The organism is Pseudomonas sp. GD04091 (assembly GCF_029836165.1).
GTDB lineage: Bacteria > Pseudomonadota > Gammaproteobacteria > Pseudomonadales > Pseudomonadaceae > Aquipseudomonas.
The window spans coordinates 50192-76482 of sequence record NZ_JAOEBG010000025.1 but is presented as its reverse complement, the minus strand read 5'-3'; the positions used below and the strand labels follow the sequence as shown (position 1 = coordinate 76482).

Annotated in this window: 21 protein-coding genes; 9 read left to right on the top strand and 12 right to left on the bottom strand. The window is 66.1% G+C overall.

The genetic code is table 11. The annotated features are described in order from the left end of the window. Positions 1-588 (top strand): twin-arginine translocase subunit TatC (gene tatC / locus N7422_RS23125; RefSeq protein WP_279808722.1); only part of this gene is annotated, 588 nt, incomplete at its 5' end. 141 nt (positions 589-729) lie between these two features. Here tatC and N7422_RS23120 read toward each other — a convergent pair. Both N7422_RS23120 and N7422_RS23115 read right to left on the bottom strand, forming a co-directional pair. Further along, positions 730-900, bottom strand: a complete 171-nt coding sequence (locus tag N7422_RS23120) for a DUF3077 domain-containing protein (protein WP_279808721.1) — start codon at positions 898-900, stop codon at positions 730-732. After that, positions 897-1136: a hypothetical protein gene (locus N7422_RS23115; RefSeq protein ID WP_279808720.1), complete on the bottom strand. Its 240-nt coding sequence runs from the start codon at positions 1134-1136 to the stop codon at positions 897-899. Before N7422_RS23115 ends, N7422_RS23120 begins: the two co-directional genes overlap by 4 nt. Before the next feature lie 539 nt (positions 1137-1675). On the opposite strand from N7422_RS23115, the gene N7422_RS23110 reads away from it, so the two are divergent. The 6 genes from N7422_RS23110 (at position 1676) to N7422_RS23085 (ending at position 10971) form a co-directional block, all read left to right on the top strand. Then, a complete protein-coding gene (locus N7422_RS23110) occupies positions 1676-2407 on the top strand; it encodes a GntR family transcriptional regulator (protein WP_279808719.1) in 732 nt (243 codons plus the stop codon). Positions 2408-2418: 11 nt separating this feature from the next. Then, positions 2419-3507: an N-acetylglucosamine-6-phosphate deacetylase gene (gene nagA, locus N7422_RS23105; RefSeq protein ID WP_279808718.1), complete on the top strand. Its 1089-nt coding sequence runs from the start codon at positions 2419-2421 to the stop codon at positions 3505-3507. Then, positions 3504-4526 (top strand): SIS domain-containing protein, encoded by a 1023-nt coding sequence (locus N7422_RS23100; RefSeq protein WP_279808717.1) that lies wholly within the window; start codon positions 3504-3506, stop codon positions 4524-4526. Before nagA ends, N7422_RS23100 begins: the two co-directional genes overlap by 4 nt. Positions 4527-4544: 18 nt before the next feature. Then, the gene (gene ptsP / locus N7422_RS23095; protein WP_279808716.1) at positions 4545-7094 is read left to right on the top strand and encodes a phosphoenolpyruvate--protein phosphotransferase; all 2550 of its coding nucleotides are present in this window, start codon (positions 4545-4547) and stop codon (positions 7092-7094) included. Between the two features lie 12 nt (positions 7095-7106). Further along, entirely contained in the window at positions 7107-8768 is a 1662-nt protein-coding gene (gene nagE / locus N7422_RS23090) for an N-acetylglucosamine-specific PTS transporter subunit IIBC (RefSeq protein WP_279808715.1), read from the top strand. Positions 8769-8946: 178 nt separating this feature from the next. Further along, entirely contained in the window at positions 8947-10971 is a 2025-nt protein-coding gene (locus N7422_RS23085) for an HET-C-related protein (RefSeq protein WP_279808714.1), read from the top strand. A 40-nt stretch (positions 10972-11011) separates the two neighbouring features. Here N7422_RS23085 and N7422_RS23080 read toward each other — a convergent pair whose 3' ends face one another. After that, complete coding sequence (locus N7422_RS23080) at positions 11012-11323, bottom strand: NGG1p interacting factor NIF3 (protein WP_279808713.1); 312 nt, start codon at positions 11321-11323, stop codon at positions 11012-11014. Positions 11324-11325: 2 nt separating this feature from the next. Further along, positions 11326-15225, bottom strand: coding sequence for a phosphoribosylformylglycinamidine synthase (gene purL, locus N7422_RS23075; RefSeq protein WP_279808712.1), 3900 nt, complete (start codon positions 15223-15225; stop codon positions 11326-11328). Positions 15226-15538: 313 nt separating this feature from the next. On the opposite strand from purL, the gene mltF reads away from it, so the two are divergent. Beyond that, positions 15539-16996 (top strand): membrane-bound lytic murein transglycosylase MltF, encoded by a 1458-nt coding sequence (gene mltF / locus N7422_RS23070; protein ID WP_279808723.1) that lies wholly within the window; start codon positions 15539-15541, stop codon positions 16994-16996. A gap of 143 nt (positions 16997-17139) precedes the next feature. On the opposite strand, the gene tadA is transcribed toward mltF, so the two are convergent. The 7 genes from tadA to N7422_RS23035 form a co-directional block, all read right to left on the bottom strand. Next, positions 17140-17619: a tRNA adenosine(34) deaminase TadA gene (gene tadA, locus N7422_RS23065; RefSeq protein ID WP_279808711.1), complete on the bottom strand. Its 480-nt coding sequence runs from the start codon at positions 17617-17619 to the stop codon at positions 17140-17142. Continuing rightward, entirely contained in the window at positions 17619-19001 is a 1383-nt protein-coding gene (locus N7422_RS23060) for a multicopper oxidase family protein (protein WP_279808709.1), read from the bottom strand. The genes tadA and N7422_RS23060 overlap by 1 nt, the downstream gene beginning before the upstream one ends. Positions 19002-19193: 192 nt before the next feature. Continuing rightward, positions 19194-20168 (bottom strand): biotin-dependent carboxyltransferase family protein, encoded by a 975-nt coding sequence (locus N7422_RS23055; RefSeq protein ID WP_279808708.1) that lies wholly within the window; start codon positions 20166-20168, stop codon positions 19194-19196. Continuing rightward, positions 20165-21037, bottom strand: coding sequence for an allophanate hydrolase subunit 1 (locus tag N7422_RS23050; protein WP_279808707.1), 873 nt, complete (start codon positions 21035-21037; stop codon positions 20165-20167). The genes N7422_RS23055 and N7422_RS23050 overlap by 4 nt, the downstream gene beginning before the upstream one ends. Further along, a complete protein-coding gene (locus tag N7422_RS23045; RefSeq protein WP_279808706.1) occupies positions 21034-22401 on the bottom strand; it encodes an acetyl-CoA carboxylase biotin carboxylase subunit in 1368 nt (455 codons plus the stop codon). Before N7422_RS23045 ends, N7422_RS23050 begins: the two co-directional genes overlap by 4 nt. Positions 22402-22411: 10 nt before the next feature. Beyond that, positions 22412-22657 carry an acetyl-CoA carboxylase gene (locus tag N7422_RS23040; protein ID WP_279808704.1) on the bottom strand — a complete coding sequence of 82 codons (246 nt, stop codon included), beginning with the start codon at positions 22655-22657 and terminating at the stop codon, positions 22412-22414. A gap of 105 nt (positions 22658-22762) precedes the next feature. Then, entirely contained in the window at positions 22763-23521 is a 759-nt protein-coding gene (locus N7422_RS23035) for a 5-oxoprolinase subunit PxpA (protein WP_279808703.1), read from the bottom strand. 127 nt (positions 23522-23648) lie between these two features. On the opposite strand from N7422_RS23035, the gene N7422_RS23030 reads away from it, so the two are divergent. Then, positions 23649-24566, top strand: coding sequence for a LysR family transcriptional regulator (locus N7422_RS23030; protein ID WP_279808702.1), 918 nt, complete (start codon positions 23649-23651; stop codon positions 24564-24566). Between the two features lie 96 nt (positions 24567-24662). Here the strand turns inward: N7422_RS23030 and guaA are convergent, their stop codons facing one another. After that, positions 24663-26240 carry a glutamine-hydrolyzing GMP synthase gene (guaA, locus tag N7422_RS23025; RefSeq protein ID WP_240065548.1) on the bottom strand — a complete coding sequence of 526 codons (1578 nt, stop codon included), beginning with the start codon at positions 26238-26240 and terminating at the stop codon, positions 24663-24665. Between the last annotated feature and the right edge of the window lie 51 nt (positions 26241-26291).

The following is a 26291-nucleotide window of genomic DNA, read 5'->3' as shown; positions in this document are numbered from 1 at the left end:
TCCGAACCGCTGCGCCGCTACCTGCCCGAAGGCGCCAGCATGATCGCCACCAGCGTCACCTCGCCGTTCCTCACGCCGTTCAAGCTGACGGCGATGTGCGCGCTGTTCGTCGCCATGCCGCTGCTGCTGCACCAGGCCTGGGGCTTCATCGCCCCGGGGCTGTACCGCCGCGAACGGCGCATCGCCCTGCCGCTGCTGGTGTCGAGCATCCTGCTGTTCTATGGCGGCATGGCGTTCGCGTTCTTCCTGGTGTTCCCGATGATGTTCGGCTTCTTCGCCAGCGTGACCCCGGACGGGGTGGCGATGATGACCGATATCGGCTTGTACCTGGACTTCATCATGGCGCTGTTCCTGGCGTTCGGCCTGGCCTTCGAGATCCCGGTGGCGACCTTCATCGTGGTCTGGGCCGGGCTGACCGACGTGGCCACGCTGCGGCGCAGCCGGCCCTATGTGATCGTCGGCTGCTTCGTGGTGGGGATGATCCTGACGCCGCCGGATGTGTTTTCCCAGACCATGCTGGCGGTGCCGATGTGGGTGCTGTTCGAGGTGGGATTGCTGGCGTGTGGGTTGGTGCGCCGGGCTGGGTAGACAGATGGATTGACGGGGCTGCTGCGCAGCCCTTTCGCGACACAAGGCCGCTCCCACAGGGATGACGCCAGGGCAGAACCGGCACACATCCTGTGGGAGCGGCCTTGTGTCGCGAATGGGCCGCAAAGCGGCCCCCGGGTGTCATGAGTTCTTCCTGTTCAACCCCACCTCCATTTCCGCCTCGCAGGTCAGGTGGCGGATGCAGCCGAGCAGTACCGACAACTCACTGAAGGCGTCCTCGAAGGCAATGCCTGGCTCGACCTTGAACAGGTCCAGGCAGACCATGCGACCTGCTGTTTGTCCGCAAGTCATGGTCGGAGCTCCGGCTTGTGTTCGAGCAGGGCGCAAGCGAGTTGGCCCAGGTAGTCGCTGGCGGTGAACAGGCGGTCCTGTGCTTCACCCGGTTCGGTCTTGAAGTAGATATCGAGCACATCGGAGATGGCGGTGGCCACTTCGACGGCAGCGGCCATGGCCTCATCACGGGTGAGCGTGGAACGGACGCTGATAAAGGGCGCGAGACGGGGTGGGTCTGGGATAATTTTTTTCATAGGTCGAACTCTTGTGCATTCCAAGAAAGCGCCATCCCATGGCAATTCTCACAAGACAAAGGGTGGCAGCCGTGAACGGGGTGAGAATCCGGGGCACAAGAAACCCGGTCAGACCGAAGTCTGCCCGCGCACAGCTGCCATGAAAGAACTGCCGAAAAACTTGTACTCCAGGATTCTCACATCCCGGTCATCAAATCTGGCGACCCGAAGAAGTTATGCCTGGGGTATTTCCTCGACAACGCGGCGGCTTCCGGCAGGTGCGTAGGATAGTTCCCAAGCTTTGCTGGCCGAAGCATTTGGTTTCAAGTTCGGAAATATCCGACAGTCTTTAGGATCGCCGGGGCTGCTGCGCAGCCCTTTCGCGACACAAGGCCGCTCCTACAGGGATGCGCGTACTCCTGTAGGAGCGGCCTTGTGTCGCGAAAGGGCGCAAAGCGCCCCCAGAATCAGAAATGATATTCCTGACCAGACAAGTGGTATTGACCTGGTATTAAAGTGGTATTAATTTTTCACCACACAACAATACCGGACACTCCGTCATGCGCCCCCTCTGCGCCCTGCGCCCCGACGACACCAGCGCCACCCCGCTCTACCTGCAGCTGGCGCGCAACCTGGAACAGGCCATCCACGCCGGCCAGTGGACCGCCGACCAGGCGCTGCCCTCGGAACGCACCCTCAGCGAAACCCTGGACATTTCCCGGGTCACCGCGCGCAAGGCCCTCGAAGTCCTGCTCGAACAAGGCCTGATCCACCGCATCCAGGGCTCCGGCACCTTCATCACGCCACGCCTGGAACAACCCCTGTCGCGCCTGTCGAGCTTCAGCGAAATGCTGCGCATGAAAGGCTTCGTGCCCAGCTCCCAGTGGCTCGAGCGCAGCGTCGGCACCCCCAGCAATGACGAACTGATTCGCCTCGGCCTGTCGCCCGCCGATCAGGTGCTCCACCTCAAGCGCCTGCGCAAGGCCGACGACATCGTCATGGCCGTGGAGGTCAGCACCCTGCCCGCGCGCCTGCTCGGCGACCCGCAGGCCATCGGCGACTCGCTCTACCAGCACCTCGACCAACTCGGCCGCCCGGTGGTCCGCGCCCTGCAGCATATCCGCGCGATCAACGCCAGCGACGAACTGGCCGCCCAGGTCGGCATCGCCCCCGGCACCGCCATGCTGCTGATGACCCGGATCGGCTATCTCGACGACAACACCCCCATCGAGCTGACCGACACCTACTGCCGCAACGACTACTACGACTTCGTCGCCGAACTGCGACGCTGACCGGAGCCCCCATGGACATCGCCAACATCCTCACCCCCGACGGCTGGGTGCGCGGCCAACTGCGGCTCGAAGATGGCCGCATCCAGGCCATCGACGGCACGCCGTGCGACCCGCAGAGCAACGACCTGCCTTACCTGTTGCCGGGTTTCATCGACCTGCATGTGCACGGCGGCGGCGGCAGCGACATCATGCAGGGCGGCGCGGCCTTCGCCACCATCGCCCGCACCCACCGGCGCTTCGGCACCACCTCGCTGCTGGCCACCACCATGACCGCGCCGCGCGAGGAGCTCGCCTGCGTGCTGGCCGAACTGGGCGAGCACCTCAAGCAGCCACGCCAGGGCGCGCGCATCCTCGGCGTGCACCTGGAGGGCCCGTACATCAACCCCGGCAAGCTCGGCGCGCAGCCGAACTTCGCCCACCAGGCGCTGCTCGACGAAGTCGAGCAGTACCTGGCCCTGGCACCGATCAAGGTCATCACCATCGCCCCGGAGATCGCCGGCCACCTGCCGCTGATCCAGGCCCTGAGCCAGCGCGGCATCCGCCTGCAGATCGGCCATACCCTGGGCAGCTACGAGGAAGGCGTGGCCGCGCTGCAGGCCGGCGCCACGAGCTTCACCCACCTGTACAACGCCATGAGCCCGCTGCACCACCGCGAACCAGGCATCGTCGGCGCCGCCCTGGCCCACGCCCGCTACGCCGAGCTGATCCCCGACCTGTTGCACGTGCACCCCGGCGCCATGCGCGTGGCCCTGCGCTCGATCCCCTGCCTGTACTGCGTGACCGACTCGACCGCCGCCGCCGGCATGCCCGACGGCGAGTACCGCCTGGGCAGCCACACCGTGACCAAGTGCCTGGGCGGCGTGCGCCTGCCCGACGGCACCCTGGCCGGCAGCACCCTGACCATGGACCAGGCCCTGCGCAACCTGGTGAAGATCGGCCTGCCGCTGGCCGAAGCCTCCGAGCGCCTGTCTCGCCATCCCGCCGATTACCTCGGCATCGCCGACCGTGGCCGCCTGCAACCGGGCGCCTGGGCCGACGCGGTGCTGCTCGACCGCCAACTGAACCTGACCGCCGTGATGGTCGAAGGAGAAACCGCATGAGTTCAAGGATGCTCGAAGAGGCGCGCGCCTGCGCCGATGTCGTGGAGCGACAGATCCAGACGCTGGACCCGCGCCTGGAAACGCTGACCGAACAGCTGCGCCGGCTCGACCCGCAGGTGGCGCTGACCGTGGCCCGGGGCAGCTCGGACCACGCCGCCAGCTACTTCGCCTACGTCGCCATGCAGCAGCTGGGCCTGCCAGTGGCCTCGCTGCCAATGTCGGTGGTCACCTTGCAGCAGGCGCCGCTGCGGGTACGCGGCCAGGTGGCGCTGGGCTTCTCGCAGTCGGGGCAAAGCCCGGACCTGGTGGAAAGCCTGCGTCGCCTGGGCCAGTGCGGGGCGACCAGCGTCTCGCTGGTCAACGCCGAGGGCTCGCCCCTGGAGCAGGCCTGCCAGCACCACCTGCCGCTGTGCGCAGGCCCGGAGCTGTCGGTGGCCGCCACCAAGAGCTTCGTCGCCACCCTCAGTGCCAGCGCCCGCCTGGTCGCCCACTGGGGCCAGGACCGCGCCCTGCTGGAAGCCGGCCAGGCCCTGCCCGCGCAGCTGCGCGAAGCCGCCGCGCAGGACTGGAGCGCGGCGATCGACACCCTGCGCGACAGCGAACGCCTGATGGTGATCGGCCGTGGCGCGGGCTTCGCCATCGCCCAGGAAGCCGCGCTCAAGTTCAAGGAAACCTCGGTGATCCAGGCCGAGGCCTTCAGCAGCGCCGAGGTGCGCCACGGGCCGATGGCCCTGATCGACGCCCAGTACCCACTGCTGGTATTCGCCCCACGTGGCGTCGAGCAGGCCGGGCTGCTGCAGCTGGCCGCCGACATGCGCCAGCGCGGCGCCCGGGTGCTGCTGGCGGCGCCGGCCGATATCGCCGGGCGCGACCTCACCCTGAGCTGCGCCGAACACCCGGCCCTGGACCCGCTGCTGGCGATCCAGAGCTTCTACATCATGGCCGCGGCGCTGGCCGAGGCGCGCGGCCTCGATCCCGACCAGCCGCGTCACCTGAGCAAAGTGACCTGCACGCAGTGAAGCCGCGAGGAACAACGCATGCCCGAGAATAACAAGATCATCCTCCACGCCCCGCTCGCCGGTCCGCTGGTGCCGCTGGACCAGGTGCCCGACCCGGTGTTCAGCAGCGGCACCCTCGGCGATGGCATCGCCATCGATCCGCTGAACGATGTGCTGCACGCGCCCTGCGCGGGTGAAGTGGTGCAGTTGGCGCGCACCGGCCACGCCCTGACCTTGCGCGCCAGCAATGGCGCGGAAATCCTCCTGCATATCGGTGTCGACACCGTGCAGTTGCAGGGCCGCGGGTTTTCGCCACAGGTGCGGCTGGGCGAACAGGTAATGCAGGGCCAGGCGCTGGTGCGCTTCGACATGGACCTGGTCGCGCAGCACTGCGTCAGCCTGGTCACCGTGATGCTGGTCAGCAACGGCCCAGGCTTCACGCTGGTGCCTCTGCATGCGCAAGCCAGCACCTTGGGTGCGGCGTTGCTGGAGGTCGGCGCCGAAGACGCGGTCACGGCGAAAGCGGCACCACCGGTTTCCCACGACAGCGTGCGTGGCCACGCCCGGGTCGCTCATCACGGTGGTCTGCACGCCCGCCCAGCCGCCCTGCTGCGCCAGACCGCGCAAGGTTTCCACAGCCGTGCCGTGCTGCGTTTCGCTGAGCGCGAGGCCGACCTCGGCAGCCTGGTGGCCGTCATGGGCCTGGGCGTCGGCGAAGGCGACCAGGTCGAATTGATCTGTACCGGGACGGACAGCCAGGCCGCGCTCCAGGCGTTGATCGCCGCCGTGCAGACCGCCTCGGTCGGCGAGCAGCACGCCGCCCACGCGCCCCTCGCCCCCGTCATGTCGACGCCCAGCGCCGAGCCGGGCACGCTCAACGGTGTCTGTGCGGCCCCCGGCCTCGCCCTGGGGACGCTGGCCCGCCTGGACGGCATCAGCCTGCCCATCGACAAGGGCGACAACGACCCCGCCGAACAGCACAAGGCCCTGGACACCGCCCTGGCCGAGGTGCGCCACGCCATCGACCGCGACTGGCGCCACCTGCCCCGTGGCCAGGAGGACGCCGCGGCGATCCTCCAGGCCCATCTGGCCCTGCTCGACGACCCGACCCTGCTCGACACCGCCCGCCAGCACATCGCCGGCGGCGTTGCCGCCAGCCATGCCTGGAGCCGCGCCATCGAGACCCAGTGCCAGGTCCTGCGCAGCCTGGGCAATCCGCTGCTGGCCGAGCGCGCCAACGACCTGTACGACCTGCAACAGCGGGTCCTGCGCGCTCTGCTCGGCGAAACCCGGCAACTGCGCCTGCCACCCTCGGCGATCGTCATCGCCCATGAGCTGACCCCTTCCGACCTGCTGCTGCTCGCCCGTCACGACGTCGCCGGGCTGTGCATGGCCGCTGGTGGCGCCACCTCGCACGTCGCCATTCTCGCCCGTGCCCGCAGCCTGCCATGCCTGGTAGCGCTGGGCGAAGGGTTGCTGGAGCTGCCCGCCGGCACGCCTCTGGTGCTGGATGCCGACCAGGGGCGTCTGGAAACCCAGGCCAGCCCGCAGCGCCTTGCCGAGGTCCAGCGCCTGGTGCAGCAGCGCCGCGAAATCCGCCAGTGCCAGCAGGCCGCCGCCCAGGAAAGCGCCCACACCCGCGATGGCCAGTCGATCGAGGTCGCGGCCAACGTCGCCAGCGCCGAGGAAGCCGCCCAGGCCTTGGCCCTGGGTGCCGACGGCATCGGCCTGCTGCGCAGCGAGTTCCTGTTCATCGACCGTCCCACCGCGCCGGACGAGGGCGAACAGCTCAAGGCCTACCAGGCGGTGCTCGACGCCATGGCCGAACGCCCGGTGATCATCCGCACCATCGATGTCGGCGGCGACAAGCAACTCGACTACCTGCCCCTGCCGGCCGAAGCCAACCCGGTGCTGGGCCTGCGCGGCATCCGCCTCGGCCAGGTCCGCCCGGAGCTGCTCGACCAGCAACTGCGCGCCCTGCTCCAGGTCAGCCCGCAACGGCGCTGCCGGATCATGCTGCCGATGGTCACCGAGGTCGACGAGCTGATCGCCATCCGCCAGCGCCTGGAGCGGCTGGCCGCGGAACTTGGCGTGACGGCGCGCGCCGAGCTGGGGGTGATGATCGAAGTCCCCGCGGCGGCGCTGCTCGCCGAGCGCCTGGCCGAACACGCGGACTTCTTCTCCATCGGCACCAACGACCTGTCCCAGTACACCCTGGCCATGGACCGCGACCATGCCGGGCTGGCGGCGCGGGTCGATGCCCTGCACCCGGCCTTGCTGCGCCTGATCGAGCTGACCTGCCAGGGCGCGGCGAAACACGGCCGCTGGGTCGGCGTGTGCGGCGCCCTGGCCTCCGACCCGCTGGCCACGCCGGTGCTGGTCGGCCTGGGCGTGGCCGAACTGTCGGTCAGCGCGCCGCAGATCGGCGAGATCAAGGCCCTGGTCCGCCAGCTCGACGCCAGCGCCTGCCGCCGCTTCAGCCAGGGCCTGCTGGCGCTGTCGAGCGCCGGCGCGGTGCGCCAGGCCTGCCGCGACTTCGCCACGCAGTCCCACGCCCAACCTGCGGCCCCCGTGGCCCTACAACAATAATCGGAGCGCACCATGTACCAGCACTTCATCCAGGGCCTGCAGCGGCTCGGCCGCGCCTTGATGCTGCCCATCGCCATCCTGCCCATCGCCGGGCTGCTGCTGCGCCTGGGCGACACCGACCTGCTCGACATCGCCCTGGTGCATGACGCCGGGCAGGCGATCTTCGCCAACCTGGCGCTGATCTTCGCCGTCGGCATCGCCGTGGGCTTCGCCCGCGACAACAACGGCACCGCCGGCCTGGCCGGCGCCATCGGCTACCTGGTGCTGGTGGCGACGCTCAAGGTGATCGACCCGCAGATCGACATGGGCATGCTCGCCGGCATCATCTGCGGCTTGCTCGGCGGCGGCCTGTACAACCGCTTCAAGGATATCCAGCTGCCGGACTACCTGGCGTTCTTCGGCGGCCGACGCTTCGTGCCGATCGCCACCGGGCTGTCGGCGGTGATCCTCGGGCTGCTGTTCGGGTTGATCTGGCCGCCGATCCAGCATGGCATCAACGACCTCGGCCAGCTGATGCTGGAGAGCGGCAGCGTCGGCGCGTTCTTCTTCGGCGTGCTCAACCGGCTGCTGATCATCACCGGCCTGCACCACATCCTCAACAACCTAGTGTGGTTCGTCTTCGGCAGTTTCCAGGCGGCCAGCGGCCAGGTGGTGACCGGTGACCTGGCACGCTATTTCGCCGGTGATCCCAATGCCGGGCAGTTCATGGCCGGCATGTTCCCGATGATGATCTTCGGCCTGCCGGCGGCCTGCCTGGCGATGTATCGCCATGCCCTGCCGGCGCGGCGCAAGCTGATCGGTGGCGTGCTGCTGTCGATGGCGCTGACCTCGGCGCTGACCGGGGTGACCGAGCCGATCGAGTTCGCCTTCATGTTCCTCGCGCCGCTGTTGTACCTGATCCACGCGGTGCTCACCGGGCTGTCCATGGCCATCTGCGACCTGCTGGGCATCCGCCTGGGCTTCACCTTCTCCGGGGGCGCCATCGACATGGCCCTGGGCTGGGGCCGCTCGAGCAACGGTTGGCTGGTGTTCCCAGTCGGCGTGCTGTACGGCCTGCTCTACTACTTCGTGTTCGACTTCTGCATTCGCCGCTTCGACCTGAAAACTCCAGGTCGGGAGGAACAGCCCACCACCGAATCCGGCAACGCCGACGCGCCCCGGGCCCGCCGCTATATCGACGCCCTGGGTGGCGCCGCCAACCTGCAGGGTGTGGATGCCTGCACCACTCGCCTGCGCCTGGTACTGGCCGATCGCTCGCTGGCCCAGGACGAAGCGCTGAAAAAGCTCGGGGCCATGGCCGTGGTCCGCCCAGGCAGCGGCGGCAGCCTGCAGGTGGTGGTCGGGCCGATGGCCGATGCCCTGGCGGACGAAATCCGTGGCGAGCTGCCACATGCCCTGGTAGCCGCGCCAGCCGGCGCCAGCGCGGCGCTCGGCAGCGTCGAGCCATTGCCAGCGGACGATTGGCTCCGGGCCCTCGGCGGGCGCGACAACCTGCTCAAGGTGGAGTGCGTGGCTCTGAGCCGGGTGAGGGTCCAGCTCAGGGATCCCGCCAAGGCCAGCCAGGACCACCTGGTCTCGCTGGGCTGCCAGGGCATCAGCCCGCAGGCGGATGGCGTCTGGCACCTGCTGCTGGGAAAACGGGCGCAGGCGCTGAGCCTGGCGCTGCATGCCTGACGGGCAGGACCAGCGGGCGTTCGGATTTTCCGGTGGGAAATGGCCACCAGGGGCCAATGGAACAATGAAAGTGCGAGGGAAGATCGGGCTTCCTTCGCCGTGAGGCATTCGTTCCATATTCTTCTACCGCACCCACGACTTCAGGCTGCTCCTCTCGAACAACCAGAGAGGACATACCATGGACCACCTGAACGACACTGCGGCCTTCACCAGCGATTTCGCGCTGGAACAGCTGCGCGCTTTCGCCGGGAACATGGACGAGCTGGATTTCGTGCTGATGTTCATGCCGATCTTCGGTTCGCAAGTGCCCAGTGAAATCTTCCTGCGGTTGCGTGCGGACCTGCTGGCGGGCGCACTCAGCAGCCCCGGCTATGCGGTGGAGGACCGGGGCCAGGACAATGCCCGCTACGACAGCGAACACCAGCTGATCGTCGTCAACCCGGAAAAGATCGAACTCGCACTGACCACGCCCAGTTCCACCCCCAGCCTGCTGATGGCTTTGCTCGGCACCTTCGGCCAGTACCTGGCGGACCTGTACGCGTCGGACGACAGCGACTGGCCAAAGCCGCAAGCGCAGGAGCTGCGTGGCATCGGCTCACGCTATGCCAGCCTGATGGCATTCTGCGACGGCCAAACCAAGGATGGGACAGTGTTCGCCCATTACACCAGCGACGAGCACGACGCGGCGTTGTACCTCGATGTGAGCGAGGCGCCGGCAGTCGATGAGCTGTTGCCTGAAGACTGGTGGCAAGCGTACGTCGGCCCTCGGTTCGGCGCTGGCGACGGTGGCCATGAGTCGGTGGAAGAAGTACTGAGCGAGGTCGGCTTCACCCAGCAGGAATGCAAGGCCATCTACTTCGGCAACTGGATACGTGATCACTCGCAACTGATCGATCCCAAGCTGGTTCGCCCGGAGCACGCCCCCAAGCAGTTCCCCAAGAAGCTCTCGCGGGAAACCCTGACCCAGGTGGTCGATATGCTTGCCCTCAAGGCTTTCGGCAGCCTGCAACAGTCCGAAGCGGGACGTGAGGCCTACCGGGTGACGCAGGCGCTACTCGGGGTCTATCGCCCTTCGGAACATATCGACAACCCCACCAACCTCGAAGAAGACCCCGTCGACCCGAAGACGATCGACGAGGATTTCGAGCCGTTGGTGCTGCCCGACGACCCTGACAACGAGGTGTACTACAGCACCTCGATGAAAGCCTATATGGACGGCCCGGCGAGGTACATGAACAGCAGGATCTACCAGGCTGCCGCGGCAGGTCGTACCCCGCAAGGCATGCGTCTGTTCGGTGAGGCCCTGCACGTGCTGGAGGATTATTTCGCCCACTCCAACTTCGTCGAGCTGAGCCTGCGCAAGCTGGGGTACGAAGACGTGCTGCCGTGGACCACGCAGGTTCCCTGCCGACACGGCTACCCCGTCGTGACCGGCCTGTTCAGCGGCCTGGACATTCTCGCCAGCATCGCCGAGCCGCTGAGCAAGATGCTGTTTCCCGCAACGCCCCTGCTCTTCGAACCGCTCAAGGCAGGTTACCGAAGCGACGCCGAGCAGATGATGCTGATCCTGCTGCGCGAGCAGGAAAACCCGATATGGCTGAAGTCGCTGGAGAACATGTTGGCCATGCGCGACCGGATTGCCGACAACCCGCTGCTGCGCTTCGCGCACCTCGGGTTCTGGGCCCTGACTTTGCCATTGCGGCTGGTCGGCCACTATTGCAACCGCGTGTTCCAGTCGTTGCTGGTAAAACTGGGGGATCTGGTGGATGAGCTGCAGACCCATCTTGGCGACGACCCCAACACCTCCCCTGGCGTCGACCCTACCCATTCGCAACTGGCCAAGGATCACGACACCCATCCGTTCCACACGCTGGCCATGCTGCTGGCGCGCGAGGCGGTAAGGCAGGTGGGTACGCACATGCAGGCGCACTGGAGCGGGGAGGACATCCATCCACCTGCGGACCTTGCGGTGAACTTCCTGTGCCATCCCAACGACTGCGACTGGCAGGACGCGATCGTCGCCGAGTGGGCCAGCGCTCACCAGGCACACATCGAGGCAGGCAGGCACGCCAGCGAGTTCGATCGGCTGCGTGACGAGTACATGGCGGCTGCGCGCGAGAAGATCAGGGCGTTGGGTGTGAACGACAACTACACCCCGGTGAAGACCAGCGAAAGCTTCCGCACGCTCTTCCCGTTCCATTGAGCACAACGCAATCGGGGCCGCTGCGCGGCCCCGATCGTGTTCACAGATCCAGCAGTTGCCAGACCTCGTATGCCGGTGTTTCGTAGGGGTGGCTGTGCCTGAGCGCGGCGACCACCTGAGCGATCAGCGCATCGGCCACCACCAGCTCCACCTTCCACTCCTCGACCACCTCGACCTGGCCGGTCTGCCCGAGGTACGGCTGGCTGCCGTCCAACGGGCGGAACTGGCCCTGGCCGAGGGTCTGCCAGGCGCAATGGTCGTAGTCGCCGATGCGTCCGCCACCGGCGGCGAACACGGCGGCCTTGACCACCTCGACATGGCTGCCGGGGACGAAGAAGGCGAGCTTGTACACCCTTAGTTCACCCACACCCGCGCATTGCGGAACATGCGCATCAGGGCCGCGTCTTCCTGCCACTCATCCGGGCGCCAGGAGTTCTGCACGGCGCGGAACACGCGCTCCGGGTGCGGCATCATGATGGTCACGCGACCGTCACGGCTGGTCAGGCCGGTGATGCCACGCGGCGAACCGTTCGGGTTGGCCGGGTAGGCTTCGGTGACCTTGCCGTGGTTGTCGACGTAGCGCAGGGCCACGCAACCGGACAGGTCGGCTTCCAGCAGTGCCTCTTCGCTGGCGAACTCGGCATGGCCTTCGCCGTGAGCGATGGCGATCGGCATGCGCGAACCGGCCATGCCCTGCAGGAAGATCGAGTTGGACTTCTGCACCTCGACCATGGCCACGCGCGCCTCGAACTGCTCCGAGCGGTTGCGCACGAAGTGCGGCCAGTACTCGGTACCCGGGATCAGCTCGTGGAGGTTGGACATCATCTGGCAACCGTTGCACACGCCCAGGGCGAAGCTGTCGGTACGCTCGAAGAAGGCCTGGAAGGCATCGCGGGCACGGGCGTTGAACAGCGCCGACTTGGCCCAGCCTTCACCGGCACCCAGCACGTCGCCGTAGGAGAAACCGCCGCAGGCCACCAGGCCCTTGAAATCGGCGAAGTCGACACGACCAGCGAGGATGTCGCTCATGTGCACGTCGATGGCGGCGAAACCGGCGCGGTCGAAGGCGGCCGCCATCTCGACCTGGCCGTTGACGCCCTGCTCGCGCAGGATCGCCACTTGCGGGCGCACACCCTTCTTGATGTACGGCGCGGCGATGTCTTCGTTGACGTCGTAGCCCAGCTTGACCGACAGGCCCGGGTTGTCTTCTTCCAGCAGGGCGTCGAACTCCTGGTCGGCGCAATCGGCGTTGTCGCGCAGGCGCTGGACCTGGTAGCTGGTCTCGGCCCACTGGCGCTGCAGCAGACGACGGTCGCCCTTGAACAGTTCTTCGCCTTCGAAGTTGATCAGGACTTCACCGTTGTTGATCGGCTGGCCGATCACGGCGACGCAATCCTCGCCCAAGCCAGCGGCGCTGAACTGCGCCAGCACATCCGGAGTGGCGTCCTGACGGACCTGGATCACCGCGCCCAGCTCTTCGTTGAAGAGGATGGCCGCGACTTTCTCGCGCTTGCTGGTCAGGTTGCCCAGTTCCAGCTCCAGGCCACAGTGGCCGGCAAAGGCCATTTCCAGCACGGTGGTCAGCAGGCCGCCGTCGGAACGGTCGTGGTAGGCCAGCAGGTGGCCGTCTTCGTTCAGGCCCTGGATCACGGCGAAGAACGCCTTGAGGTCCTCGGCGTCATCGACGTCCGGCGCCTGGGCGGCCAGCTTGCCGTGGGTCTGCGCCAGGATCGAGGCGCCCATGCGGTTCTTGCCACGGCCCAGGTCGATCAGGATCAGGTCGGTTTCACCCTTGTCCATGCGCAGTTGCGGGGTCAGGGTCTTGCGGATGTCGGTGACCGGGGCGAAGCCGGTGATGATCAGCGACATCGGCGAGGTGACGCTCTTCTGCTCGCCCGCTTCGCTCCACTGGGTCTTCATCGACATCGAGTCTTTACCGACCGGAATGGTGATGCCCAGCTCCGGGCACAGCTCCATGCCGACGGCCTTGACGGTGTCGTACAGGCGGGCGTCTTCACCCGGGTGGCCGGCGGCGGACATCCAGTTGGCCGACAGCTTGATGTCGGACAGCTTCTCGATGCGCGAGGCGGCCAGGTTGGTCAGGGTCTCGCCGATGGCCATGCGCCCGGACGCCGGGGCATCCAGCAGGGCCAGCGGGGTGCGCTCGCCCATGGCCATGGCTTCGCCGGTGTAGACGTCGAAGCTGGTGGCGGTGACGGCGCAGTCGGCCACCGGCACCTGCCACGGGCCGACCATCTGGTCGCGGGCCACGAGGCCGGTGATGGTACGGTCGCCGATGGTGATCAGGAAGCTCTTGCTGGCCACGGCCGGGTGGCGCAGGACGCGCTCGACCGAGTCCTTGAGTTCCAGGGTGCTCGGGTCAAACTCATCGCCCAGCTCCGCTTCGCGGGTGACAGAGCGGTGCATGCGCGGCGGCTTGCCCAGCAGCACGTCCAGCGGCATGTCCACCGGGGTGTTGTCGAAATGGCTGTCGGTGACGGTCAGGTGCGGCTCGGCGGTGGCTTCGCCGACCACGGCGAACGGGCAGCGCTCGCGCTCGCAGATGGCCTGGAAGCGCTCGAAGTCCTCGGCGCTGACCGCCAGCACGTAGCGCTCCTGCGATTCGTTGGACCAGATCTCGTGCGGAGCCATGCCCGGCTCGTCGTTGGGCACATTGCGCAGTTCGAAGCGGCCACCGCGGCCACCGTCGTTGACCAGTTCCGGGAAGGCGTTGGAAATACCACCGGCGCCGACGTCGTGGATGAAGGCAATCGGGTTCTTGTCGCCCAGCTGCCAGCAGCGGTCGATGACCTCCTGGCAACGGCGCTCCATTTCCGGGTTCTCGCGCTGCACCGAGGCGAAGTCCAGGTCGGCGGAGCTGGCACCGGTGGCGACCGACGAAGCGGCGCCGCCACCCAGGCCGATCAGCATGGCCGGGCCGCCGAGCACGATCAGCTTGGCACCGACGGTGATCTCGCCCTTCTGCACGTGATCTTCACGGATGTTGCCCATGCCGCCGGCAAGCATGATCGGCTTGTGGTAGCCACGGACCTCTTCACCGTGCGGGGTGTTGATGCCCTGCTCGAAGGTGCGGAAGTAGCCGGTCAGCGCCGGGCGGCCGAATTCGTTGTTGAACGCGGCGCCGCCCAGTGGGCCTTCGATCATGATGTCGAGGGCGTCGACGATCCGCTCGGGCTTGCCGTAGGGCTTCTCCCATGGCTGCTCGAAGCCCGGGATACGCAGGTTGGATACGGTGAAGCCGGTCAGGCCAGCCTTGGGCTTGGCGCCACGACCGGTGGCGCCTTCGTCGCGGATCTCGCCACCGGAGCCGGTGGAGGCACCGGAGAACGGGGCGATGGCGGTCGGGTGGTTGTGGGTCTCGACCTTCATCAGGATGTGCACCGGCTCCTGCACCGCGCCGTACTGGCGGCTCTCAGGGTTCGGGAAGAAGCGGCCGGCGACGCTGCCGACGATCACCGAGGCGTTGTCCTTGTACGCCGACAGCACGCCTTCGCTGTGCATCTGGTAGGTGTTCTTGATCATGCCGAACAGGCTCTTCTCCTGCGCCTGGCCGTCGATGTCCCAGCTGGCGTTGAAGATCTTGTGGCGGCAGTGCTCGGAGTTGGCCTGGGCGAACATCATCAGCTCGATGTCGTTCGGGTTGCGCTTCAGGCCCTGGAAGGCGTTGACCAGGTAGTCGATCTCGTCTTCGGCCAGGGCCAGGCCCAGGTCGATGTTGGCTTGCGCCAGGGCGGCGCGGCCGCCACCGAGGATGTCCACCGAGGTCATCGGCTTGGGCTGGGCGTGGCTGAACAGGTCGGCGGCGTCTTCCAGCTGGGCCAGGACACGCTGGGTCATGCGGTCGTGCAGCTCGGCGGCGATGACCTGGGTGTCGGCTTCGCTAAGGCTGCCGGCGATGTAGTAGGCGATGCCGCGCTCCAGGCGCTGGATCGACTGCAGGCCGCAGTTGTGGGCGATGTCGCTGGCCTTGGAGGCCCAGGGCGAGATGGTGCCCAGACGTGGCACCACCAGGAACAGGCGGCCGCTCGGCTCCTGTACCGGCACGCTCGGGCCGTACTTGAGCAGACGGCCCAGCACCTGCTGCTGGTCGGCGGTCAGCTCGCCGTCGACGTCGGCGAAATGGGCGAATTCGGCATACAAACCAGTAACAGCGGGGACTTTCTGGCTCAGTTGCTCGAGTAATTTACCGTGGCGAAAGGCAGAAAGGGCAGGAGCGCCGCGCAGGATCAACATCGTCGGGACAGCCTCAGGAAGGGGTGTGCTTAGAGGCCGTGCATTCTAGCCTAATTCGCAGGCTTTCGGCACCCGCTCGAAGCCAATGCTGCCGGGCGGTGGAACCGGACTTGCGGGTCAAAAAATCCCAGGCATTTCATCGTGGCCGCAGGCTTGCCTCGCGACGGCGCCAGGCAGGAAAGAGACTGCCTTTACAGGTAAAGCCCGCTCCCACGACCTGCCCCGGCAGGTAGCAGGCACAGCGACCTGCTACCAGACAACCCGCATATTGTCGAGATATGGTGCAACCAGCCGTTTGCGTATACTGCACCCTATGTTCGCCCACATTGCTTTGCGCCAGCGTTGCGCCAAATGGCTCTTCGCAACCGGACTCTTCCTGATGCTCGGTGCCTGTGTTGAAAAACCCAGCACCCTCGAACGCGTCAAGGAGGATGGCGTATTGCGTGTGATAACCCGCAACAGCCCGGCCACCTACTTCCAGGACCGCAACGGCGAAACCGGCTTCGAGTACGAACTGGTCAAGCGCTTCGCCGACGACCTGGGCGTGAAGCTCGAGATCGAGACCGCCGACAACCTCGACGAACTGTTCGACCAACTGGGCAAGCCCTCGGGGCCGGTCCTGGCCGCCGCCGGCCTGGTCAGCAGCGAACGCCGCGCCAGCCAGGCGAAGTTCTCCCACCCTTATCTCGAAGTGACCCCACAGGTCATCTACCGCAACGGCCGTTCGCGCCCCACCAACGCCAAGGGCCTGGTGGGCAAGAAGATCATGGTGCTCAAGGGCAGCAGCCATGCCGACCAGCTTGCCGAACTGAAAAAACAGTATCCGGCGCTGGAATATGAAGAGTCCGATGCCGTCGAAGTGGTCGACCTGCTGCGCATGGTCGATGAAGGCCAGATCGACCTGACCCTGGTCGACTCCAACGAGCTGGCCATGAACCAGGTGTACTTCCCCAACGTGCGCGTGGCCTTCGACCTGGGCGACACCCGCGACCAGCGCTGGGCCGTGGCCGCCGGCGAGGACAACAGCCTGCTCAACGAGGTCAACGACTTCCTCGACAAGGCGCAGAAGAATGGCACCCTGCAGCGCCTGAAAGAGCGCTACTACGGCCATGTCGACGTGCTCGGCTACGTCGGCGCCTACACCTTCGCCCAGCACCTGCAGCAGCGCCTGCCCAAGTACGAGAAGCACTTCAAGGCCTCGTCGAAGGTCGAGCAGGTGGATTGGCGGCTGCTGGCGGCGATCGGTTACCAGGAATCGATGTGGCAGCCGGAGGTCACCTCCAAGACCGGCGTGCGCGGCCTGATGATGCTGACCCAGCGCACCGCCCAGGCCATGGGCGTGTCCAATCGGCTGGACCCCAGGCAAAGCATCCAGGGTGGCGCCAAGTACTTCATGCTGGTCAAGGACCAGCTCGACGACAGCGTCAAGGAGCCGGACCGCACCTGGTTCGCCCTGGCCGCCTACAACGTCGGCAGCGGCCACCTGGAAGACGCCCGCACCCTGGCCAGGCGCGAAGGCCTGAACCCGAACAAGTGGCTGGACGTGAAGAAGATGCTGCCGCGCCTGTCGCAGAAGCAGTGGTACAGCAAGACCAAGTACGGTTATGCCCGCGGCGGCGAGCCGGTGCACTTCGTGGCCAACATCCGCCGCTACTACGACATCCTCACCTGGGTCACGCAGCCACAGCTCGAAGGCCAGGTGGCCGAAGGCAACCTGCATGTACCTGGGGTGAACAAGGACAAGCCGGCGGAGCAGTCACCGCCGATGTGACACCCCACCTCCTTTGTAGGAGCGGCCTTGTGTCGCGAAAGGGCCGCAAAGCGGCCCCAGCGATCTTTGCTCACCACTGAAATCCTGGGGCCGCTGCGCAGCCCTTTCGCGACACAAGGCCGCTCCTACAGGGATCGCGTCAGCTAAGCTTTCGCCCGCCGCGCCTTGAAGAACTCGCTCAGGATCGCCCCACACTCCTGCGCCAGCACCCCACCCTCGAACATCACCCGATGGTTGAGGAACCCCTGGCTGAAGAACTGCCCCTGACTCTGCACGATCCCCGCCTTGGGCTCCAGCGCCCCGTAGACCACCCGCGCCACCCGTGAATGCACGATCAGCCCCGCGCACATGCTGCAAGGCTCCAGGGTCACGTACAGGGTGCTGCGCGGCAACCGGTAGTTGCTGGCGGACTTGGCCGCGGCACGAATCGCCACCATTTCGGCATGGGCGCTGGGGTCGCTGTCGATGATCGGCCGGTTGAAGCCCTGGCCGATCACCTGGCCATGCTGCACCAGCACCGCGCCCACCGGCACCTCGCCCAGGGCCGCGCCTTGCGCCGCCAGCTCGAGGGCCAGGCGCATGAATTCCTGATCACGGCTGCGATCGATGATCTGCGGGCGCATCAGACCACCGCGATCGCGGCCATCAGGCCGGTTTCCATGTGGTCGATGACATGGCAATGGAACATCCAGGTGCCGGGGTTATCCGCCACCAGCGCCACCTGCGCCCGCTCGTTCTTGCCCAGCAGGTAGGTGTCGGTGAACCATGGTTCGACGATCTTGCGTCGATTGGACGCGATCACCTTGAAACTCATGCCATGCAGGTGGATCGGGTGCTGGTACTGGGTCATGTTCTTCAGCTCGAAGATATAGCTCTTGCCCTTCTGCAGCGTGGCGATCGGCCGGTCGGCGCAGGTCTTGTCGGTGATGTCCCAGGCTTGGCCGTTGATCTGCCACAGGCTCGGCGGCTTGCCGTTCTCGGTGTTCACCGAGACCTTGCCGACCCATTCGAAATTGAAGTTGAGCTTCTCGGCGTTCTCCAGGTCCGGCTCGGCCACCGGGTTCGGCGGCAGCGCCTTGGGCCAGTCGCCGGGCGCCTCGCTGCTGGCCACCGAGCGCAGGGTGCCCAGGCGCACGAAACCGTCACGCAGGGAAATCTCTTCGCCTGCCTCGGGGATGCGGATCGCCAGACAGATACGCATGCCCGGGCCAAGCCAGTATTCGTCGTCCAGCGGACGCGGGGTGACCGGATTGCCGTCGAGGGCATAGATCATCGCCTCGCAGTTGCCCTTGAGGTTCAACCGGTAGGTCCAGGTGTTGTCCAAGTTCAACAGGCGTACCCGCACCACCTGCCCCGCCGGCAGTTCGGTGACCGACTCGGGCTGCCCGTTGATGGTGATCAAGCGTCCGGCGGTGCCGTTGCGGGCGGCTTCGCGAGGGATGCTGAACGGCATCCAGGCGCCCTGCTCGTCCACGTGCCAGTTCTTCAGGCTCAGCGTTCGCTCGTGCCTGAAACCGGTCGGCTCGCGCTCCTCGACGATCAACGGGCCGACCAGGCCACGCCCCAGTTCCTCGGAGCTGCTCACATGCGGGTGATACCAGTAGCTGCCGGCATCGGGCACGCGGAACTTGTAGTCGAAATACTCGCCAGGCTTGACCGGCAGTTGCGAGACATACGGCACACCGTCCATCTCCAGCGGCAGGCGAATGCCGTGCCAGTGGATGGTGGTCTCCACCGGCAGGTGGTTGATGAAGCGCACCCGCAGCCAGGTGCCCTGGCGCACCCTCAGCTCGGTACCCGGCGCCGACGGGCCGAAGGCCCAGGCCTCGGTCTTGAAGCCCGGCACCAGCTCGACATCCAGGGGCGCCGCGATCAGCTCGTAGTCGTGCCCGGCGTTGTCGTCCTCTACCTTGCCCAGCCAGTAGCGCGCGGCGCCGCCGGCGCCCAGGCCTACCACCACCAGGCCAGTCAGGCCCTTGAGCATTTGTCGACGGGTAAAGGACATCGGTGCGGGTACCTCGTTTCAGCGCGATCAAGCTGCCAGCAAGGCTGGCGATGAAGGGCGAATACGATACACCTGCATTTGCGAAAGATTAAGTGAAGAGTTGCCGCACCAGGCACTGCACGCCCCGTGGAAGGTCGAGGCGCCAGGCAGCCACCACCGCACCGGAGCGCGGTGGCAGCGAGGTGGGCGGCATCAGGAAAGAAGCAGCTTGCTCAAATAGCCGAGCTTCTTCTTGTAGGATCGTCGCGCGTCCAGTGCCTCCTCCAGGCTCACCGCAACGAAGCGGGCCTTCTGGTTGGGTTGCATCTGGCCGATCAGGTCGAGGTCGGCGCTGATCACCGTGCCGATCATGGCGTAGCCACCGCCGGACACCGCGTCCCGGTGCAGCACGATGGGTTCGAGCCCGGCGGGCACCTGGATCGAACCAATCGGGTAGCAGCTGTCGACGATGTTCGACGGATCGGAGCCGGCCCCGAACGGCTGTTCGCGGGGCTGGAAACTCAGCGGGCTGCCGCCCTTGAAACGGTAGCCGATGCGGTCCGCCTCCGAACCGACGGTCCAGCTCTCGGCGAAGAAGCTGTCCGCCGCCGATGGCATCAGGCGCTCGTAATACAGGCCAGGCACCACCCGCAGGCTGATTTCCCCCCCCAGGGACTGGCGCAATGCCATGGGCAGGCTGGCGCCGACACGCCCCTTCCCGCTGGCGCTGCCCACCGGCAATTCATCCCCGGCAATCAGGCGGCGCCCCTGAAAGCCACCAAGCCCTCCCAGCGTGTAGGTAGAGCGACTTCCCAGCACCACCGGCACATCGATGCCACCGGCCACCGCCAGGTAGGCGCGAGCGCCGGCGCGCGGAAACTCGAACCGCAGCACTTGCCCGGCCTTTACCGCAAAGGCGGTGTCCTGGTGCATTTCCACGCCATCGACCCGCGGCGTCATGTGCGCGCCACAGACCGCCACCAGCGCGTCCTGCCGGAACTCCAGCTCCGGGCCCAGCAGGGTGCACTCCAGCGCCGCCGCTCCAGCCGGGTTGCCGACCAGCTGATTGGCCGCACTCAGGGCATATCGATCCAGCGCGCCGGATGGCGGAATGCCCAGGTGGTAGTAGCCTTCGCGGCCCAGATCCTGCACCGAAGTGGCCAGACCGGGTTTGAGTACCTTGATCATGCCAGCACCTCCTGCAGCGACTTGGGATAGCCGACCGGGTCGGCGAGAAACGCATCCAGCGAGAACACCACCGGGCGGATCCGCAGGTCGAAACGCCCAGCCTCCACCTCGGCGACGGCCTGGTCATACGCCTCACGGCTCATCGGCTTGAACTGCACGATGTCGCCTGGACGGAAGAACACCATGTGCTCTTTCAGGTACGCCAGTTTCTGTTGCGGGTCGTAGATCGGCGCCGGCGTGACACCGAACATCTGATAGCCGCCAGCGCCACGCACCGAGTAGATGCAGCCGAAGCAGCCACCATGGCCCAGGGTCAATTTCGGCGTGTCGGTGCGCGGTCGCAGGTATTTGGGCACCTGCAGCTGACGTTCGCGCTCGACCATCTGGAACATGAACGGCAGCCCCGCGACGAAGCCGACCATCGAGACGAACCAGGGCGCGCCGCTGTGGGCGGCGATGAACGCCTCGACGTCCGCCAGGCCGTTGATCCGGGCCGCGTACTCCAGGTCGGTCGCGTCCGGATCCTGGTGCCGGTCGCGAAAGCGCATCAGGGTTTCATGGGTCCAGGGGTCGTTGTAGAGCACCGGGATTTCGATCATCCGGGTCTGCAGGGTGCGCTCGGCCACAGCCTCGGCCTCCGCGCCTTTCACCGCCTCCAGCACGTCAGCGGGGGCGATGCGGTCTGGATCGAATCGGACCTGGAACGAGGCATTGGCCAGGCATACGTCCAGCACGCCATCCAGCGCCAGACCCTCCACCGCGCGAGTCACGGCCATGCCCTTGAAGAAGGCTTCCAGGGACATGCTTTCACTGACTTCGGCGAACAGGTGCTCATCACCGCCAAAGCTGTACCGGATTGGATTGTTCATGCCTCATCTCCGCCGCGGCGCGTGGCCAGCCAGGTTTCCAGGGTGCCGGTGTGGAAGTCGGCGCCGTGCAGCCAGGGTTGCTCGAGCAGCTCGCCGTGCAGCGCCAACGTACTGGCCATGCCGGTGAGCGTGGTCTGCCGCACTGCCTGCCGTGCCCGAGCCAGTGCCTCGGCGCGATCGCGACCGTGCACGATCAGCTTGGCGAGCAGCGAGTCATAGTATGGCGGCACGCGGTAGCCCTGATAGAGATGGCTGTCAACACGCACGCCCTCCCCCTGCGGCCATTTCAGCGACTCGACCAGGCCTGGGCTGGGAAAGAAGTCCCGGGCCGGGTCTTCGGCATTCAGGCGCATCTGCAGCGCGGCGCCGTTGAGCGGGATATCGCTTTGCCTGAAACCCAGCGGCTCACCGCCCGCGATGCGCAGCATGGCCTGGACCAGGTCGATGCCGGTGATCAACTCGCTGACCGGATGTTCCACCTGGATGCGGGTGTTCATTTCGATGAAGAAAAATTCTCCCGTGGCATCGTCATACAGGTATTCCAGGGTACCGGCACCCTTGTAGCCCAGCGCCTCGGTCAGGCGCACGGCGCTGGCGCAGAGCGTTTCGCGCTGGCGCGCATCGAGCACCGGCGACGGTGCCTCCTCGAAGATTTTCTGCCGGCGGCGCTGCAGCGAACATTCGCGCTCGAACAAGTGCACGGCGCGCTGCCCATCACCCAGCACCTGAACTTCGATATGTCGGGCCCTGCCGATGAACCGTTCCAGGTACACCGCGCCATTACCGAACGCGGCCAGGGCTTCGCGCTGGGAACGGGGAAACGCCTCGGCCAGCTGCTCGGCGTTTTCCGCCAGGCGAATACCCCGACCGCCACCGCCGGCCGAAGCCTTGATCAGCAAGGGGAAACCAACCGCCTTGGCCGCCTCCAGCGCCGACTCCAGGTCGAACAGCTCGCCCGGGGAGCCAGGCACCACCGGCACACCGGCGGCCTGCGCGGTACGCCGTGCCTCGGCCTTGTCGCCCATGCGCCGGATGGTCTCGGCGCTCGGCCCGACGAAGATGGCGCCCGCGGCAACGACCGCCTCGGCAAAATCGGCGTTCTCGGAAAGGAAGCCGTAACCCGGATGCACTGCATTGGCGCCGGTGGCTTTCAGCGCGCCAAGCAAGGCCTCGACATTCAGGTAGCTCTTGTCCGCACGGGCCGGGCCGATGACATGCACCTCGTCGGCCATGCGCGCGGCCTGGGCGTCCACGTCCGCTTGGCTGCACGCTGCCACGGTAGGAATCCCCAATGCCCTGGCGGCACGGATGATCCGTACGGCGATCTCGCCACGGTTGGCGATCAGCAGTTTCTTGATGGTCATGGTCGCTTCCTCACGCCTGCTCGAGCGTGGCGATGACCTGCCCCGGGTCCACCGGGTCACCGTCCTCGACCAGGAACGCACCCAGGCGCCCTGCGGCCCCGGCGGTCAGCTCGGAGAACTGCTTCATGACTTCGATCAGGCCGATCACGGTGTCGGCGCTGACCTGCGCCCCTGGCTCGACGAAATTCGGCGAATCCGGGGTGGCCTTGCGGTAGAAGGTTCCTGGCAACGGGGTGATTACGCTGTGTTCGGCCATGTCTGTTCCTCTTGGAATAGTTGTAGAAAGGCAGGCAAAAAATGAATCGGTACCCAGACCCTGGCGTCTGTGTGCCAGGTGTCGCGTGATGACGAACGGGGCGGTTCAGCGCGGTGCGCGAACCCTGATGCCCGCGTCATCGAGCGCCTTGCGGGTGGCTTCGACCAACGCCAGCGCACCCGGGGTGTCGCTGTGCAGGCAGATGGAATCGAACGCGATCGTCAGGTCCTGGCCCTCGACCGTGCGTACCACGCCCTCCTGGCAGGCACGCAACACCCGCGCAGCCACCTGGGCCGGATCGAGAGCCTTCACATTGCGGGTGAAGACGATGGAACCGCTGAGGTCGTATTCGCGGTCGGCGTAGAACTCGCGGATCACCGGTTGGCCAAGTTCTCTGGCCACGCGCCAGATCACCGAACCGGGCATGCAGTACAGCAGCAGTTCGGGCTCCAGCCGCTGGAGGTTTTCCACCAGCAGGCGGGCGGCGGCCTCATCCCTTGCCAGATGCATGTACAGGGCGCCGTGGGGCTTGATGTGCTGCAGCGCCACGCCTTGTACCCGGGCCAGTTCGCGCAGCGCGCCCAGCTGGTAGAGCATGTCGTCCACCAGTTCCTGGGCCGGTGCGTTGATGTGCCGGCGACCGAAGCCGACCAGGTCACGGAACCCCGGATGCGCACCGACGGCCACGCCCAGGCGCTTGGCCTGCTCCACGGTGCGGCGCATGGTGCCGGGGTCGCCGGCGTGAAAACCGGTGGCAATGTTGGCCGAGCTGATGAAGGCCATCAGTTCGTTGTCGACACCGTCGCCGATAGTCCACGGACCAAAGCCTTCACCCATGTCCGAATTGAAATCCACTGCCTGCATGACGCTTGCTCCTGAGGCTTGTCACTTCATGCGGCCAACGTTAGATTCCCCAGACACCCCTTGGGAAGATCTATTATCAGATAGCGCATCTTCTGAAAAACAGATAACCGCAATCGCTGGAGCCTCCATGTCCCTGACCCTGCGCCAGGTCCGCTACTTCGTTGCCACCGCCGAGGTCGGCCAGATTTCGCAAGCCGCGATCCACCTGAACATTTCCCAATCGGCGGTGACCACCGCGATCAAGGAACTGGAGGGGATGCTGGGGACCTTGCTGTTCCAGCGCTCGGCCCAGGGCATGAGCCTGACCGATGCCGGGCGGCATTTTCTCAACCGGGCCTATGTGATCCTGCGCAGCGTCGATGACGCACTGAACAGCCCGCTGCCCGACATTCGCGCCAGCGGGCTGCTGCGCGTCGCGGCCAGCTATACCGTGATCGGCTACTTCCTGCCGCACCATCTTCAGCGCCTGGAGCACTGGCACCCGGACGTGGCCATCGAAGTGCACGAACAGGAACGGCAAGCCATCGAGCAAGGCTTGCTGGAAGGTCGTTTCGACATGGCGGTCGTGCTGACGGCGAACCTCACCCACCCGGACATCGTCTCGCAAACCCTGTTCAACTCCGAACGCCGGCTGTGGCTGCCCAGCCACCATCCGCTATGCGAGCACTCGTCCGTGAGCCTGGCCGAAGTGGCGAAGGAACCCTACATCCTGTTGACCGTCGATGAAGCCGAGCAAAGCGCCATGCGCTACTGGGAGCATGCGCACCAGCAACCGAACGTGCGGGTGCGCACCAGTTCGGTGGAGGCGGTGCGCAGCATGGTGGCCAATGGCAGTGGCGTGGCGATCCTGTCGGACCTGGTGCACCGGCCATGGTCGCTGGAAGGCAAGCGCATCGAAACCGTGACCATCAGCGACAAGGTCACGCCCATGAGTGTCGGCCTGGCATGGCACCGCGAACGGGAACTCAGCCCGGCGATGCAGGCGTTCCGTACATACTTCCACGATGCGTTCCTGGCACCTCAGCAACATTCGGCACGGCGTTGAGGGTGCGCTCGGCCAGGAAGCAGAAGAAAGCCCGCTATTACGCGGGCTTCTCGGTGTTGCCGGGTCTATCGGAGCCGGACTGTGCCGGCCTTCCGATCATTCCCACTCGATGGTCGCAGGCGGCTTGCTCGACACGTCGTAGGTGACGCGGGAGATGCCGTCGATCTCGTTGATGATACGGCCGCTGACAGTCTCCAACAGCTCGTACGGCAGGTGCGCCCAACGCGCGGTCATGAAGTCCACGGTCTCGACGGCGCGCAGGGCCACGACCCAGGCGTAGCGACGGCCGTCGCCGACGACGCCGACCGACTTGACCGGCTGGAACACCACGAACGCCTGGCTGGTCTTGTGGTACCAGTCGGCCTTGCGCAGTTCTTCGATGAAGATGTGGTCGGCGCGACGCAGGATGTCGGCGTACTCCTTCTTCACTTCACCGAGGATGCGCACGCCCAGGCCCGGGCCCGGGAACGGGTGGCGGTAGACCATGTCGTACGGCAGGCCCAGCTCCAGGCCGATCTTGCGCACTTCGTCCTTGAACAGTTCGCGCAGCGGCTCGACCAGCTTGAGGTTCATCTCCTCCGGCAGGCCACCGACGTTGTGGTGCGACTTGATCACGTGGGCCTTGCCGCTCTTGGCGCCAGCCGACTCGATCACGTCCGGGTAGATGGTGCCCTGGGCGAGGAACTGGATGTTGTCCAGCTTGCTGGCCTCGGCATCGAACACGTCGATGAAGGTGCGACCGATGATCTTGCGCTTCTTCTCCGGGTCGGCTTCGCCTTCCAGGTTGTCGAGGAACTGCTTCTCGGCGTCGGCACGGATCACCTTGACGCCCATGTTCTCTTTGAACATGGCCATCACCTGGTCGCCTTCGTGCAGGCGCAGCAGGCCGTTGTCGACGAACACGCAGGTCAGCTGGTCGCCGATGGCGCGGTGCAGCAGCGCGGCAACCACCGAGCTGTCGACGCCGCCGGACAGGCCCAGCAGGACGTTGGCCGAACCGACCTGCTCGCGCACCTGGGCGATGGCGTCTTCGACGATGTTCGATGGAGTCCACAGGGCTTCGCAGCCACAGATGTCCTGGACGAAGCGCGACAGGATGCGACCGCCCTGCTTGGTGTGGGTCACTTCCGGGTGGAACTGCACGCCGTAGTAGCCCAGGGCGTCGTCGTACATGCCGGCGATCGGGCAGCTCGGGGTGCTGGCCAGCACGCTGAAGTTGCCTGGCATCTGGGTGACCTTGTCGCCGTGGCTCATCCACACGTCCAGGCCCAGCACGCCGTCATCGTCGACGTGGTCTTCGATGCCGTCGAGCAGGCGGCTCTTGCCGACCACGTCGACGCGGGCGTAGCCGAACTCGCGCAGGTCGGAACCTTCGACCTTGCCGCCCATCTGCTCGGCCATGGTCTGCATGCCGTAGCAGATGCCCAGCACCGGGACCTTCAGGTCGAACACGGCCTGCGGGGCGCGTGGGCTGTTGGCTTCGTGGACCGACTCGGGGCCGCCGGCCAGGATGATGCCGCGCGGGTTGAATTCGCGGATCGCTTCATCGTCCATGTCGAACGGGTGCAGTTCGCAGTACACACCGATTTCGCGCACGCGGCGGGCGATCAGCTGAGTGTACTGGGAACCGAAATCGAGGATCAGGATGCGGTGAGCGTGAATGTCGAGGGCCATGACTCAATCTCGTCAGTGGAAATCGGAAACGACGCGGGGCTGTCGTGACAG

Excerpts from the sequence above, each read along its gene's own strand:
- N7422_RS23120 (WP_279808721.1), bottom strand. The coding sequence starts at position 900 with ATGACTTGCGGACAAACAGCAGGTCGCATGGTCTGCCTGGACCTGTTC.
- N7422_RS23115 (WP_279808720.1), bottom strand. The coding sequence starts at position 1,136 with ATGAAAAAAATTATCCCAGACCCACCCCGTCTCGCGCCCTTTATCAGC.
- N7422_RS23110 (WP_279808719.1), top strand. The coding sequence starts at position 1,676 with ATGCGCCCCCTCTGCGCCCTGCGCCCCGACGACACCAGCGCCACCCCG.
- nagA (WP_279808718.1), top strand. The coding sequence starts at position 2,419 with ATGGACATCGCCAACATCCTCACCCCCGACGGCTGGGTGCGCGGCCAA.
- N7422_RS23100 (WP_279808717.1), top strand. The coding sequence starts at position 3,504 with ATGAGTTCAAGGATGCTCGAAGAGGCGCGCGCCTGCGCCGATGTCGTG.
- ptsP (WP_279808716.1), top strand. The coding sequence starts at position 4,545 with ATGCCCGAGAATAACAAGATCATCCTCCACGCCCCGCTCGCCGGTCCG.
- nagE (WP_279808715.1), top strand. The coding sequence starts at position 7,107 with ATGTACCAGCACTTCATCCAGGGCCTGCAGCGGCTCGGCCGCGCCTTG.
- N7422_RS23085 (WP_279808714.1), top strand. The coding sequence starts at position 8,947 with ATGGACCACCTGAACGACACTGCGGCCTTCACCAGCGATTTCGCGCTG.
- purL (WP_279808712.1), bottom strand. The coding sequence starts at position 15,225 with ATGTTGATCCTGCGCGGCGCTCCTGCCCTTTCTGCCTTTCGCCACGGT.
- mltF (WP_279808723.1), top strand. The coding sequence starts at position 15,539 with ATGTTCGCCCACATTGCTTTGCGCCAGCGTTGCGCCAAATGGCTCTTC.
- tadA (WP_279808711.1), bottom strand. The coding sequence starts at position 17,619 with ATGCGCCCGCAGATCATCGATCGCAGCCGTGATCAGGAATTCATGCGC.
- N7422_RS23060 (WP_279808709.1), bottom strand. The coding sequence starts at position 19,001 with ATGTCCTTTACCCGTCGACAAATGCTCAAGGGCCTGACTGGCCTGGTG.
- N7422_RS23055 (WP_279808708.1), bottom strand. The coding sequence starts at position 20,168 with ATGATCAAGGTACTCAAACCCGGTCTGGCCACTTCGGTGCAGGATCTG.
- N7422_RS23050 (WP_279808707.1), bottom strand. The coding sequence starts at position 21,037 with ATGAACAATCCAATCCGGTACAGCTTTGGCGGTGATGAGCACCTGTTC.
- N7422_RS23045 (WP_279808706.1), bottom strand. The coding sequence starts at position 22,401 with ATGACCATCAAGAAACTGCTGATCGCCAACCGTGGCGAGATCGCCGTA.
- N7422_RS23040 (WP_279808704.1), bottom strand. The coding sequence starts at position 22,657 with ATGGCCGAACACAGCGTAATCACCCCGTTGCCAGGAACCTTCTACCGC.
- N7422_RS23035 (WP_279808703.1), bottom strand. The coding sequence starts at position 23,521 with ATGCAGGCAGTGGATTTCAATTCGGACATGGGTGAAGGCTTTGGTCCG.
- N7422_RS23030 (WP_279808702.1), top strand. The coding sequence starts at position 23,649 with ATGTCCCTGACCCTGCGCCAGGTCCGCTACTTCGTTGCCACCGCCGAG.
- guaA (WP_240065548.1), bottom strand. The coding sequence starts at position 26,240 with ATGGCCCTCGACATTCACGCTCACCGCATCCTGATCCTCGATTTCGGT.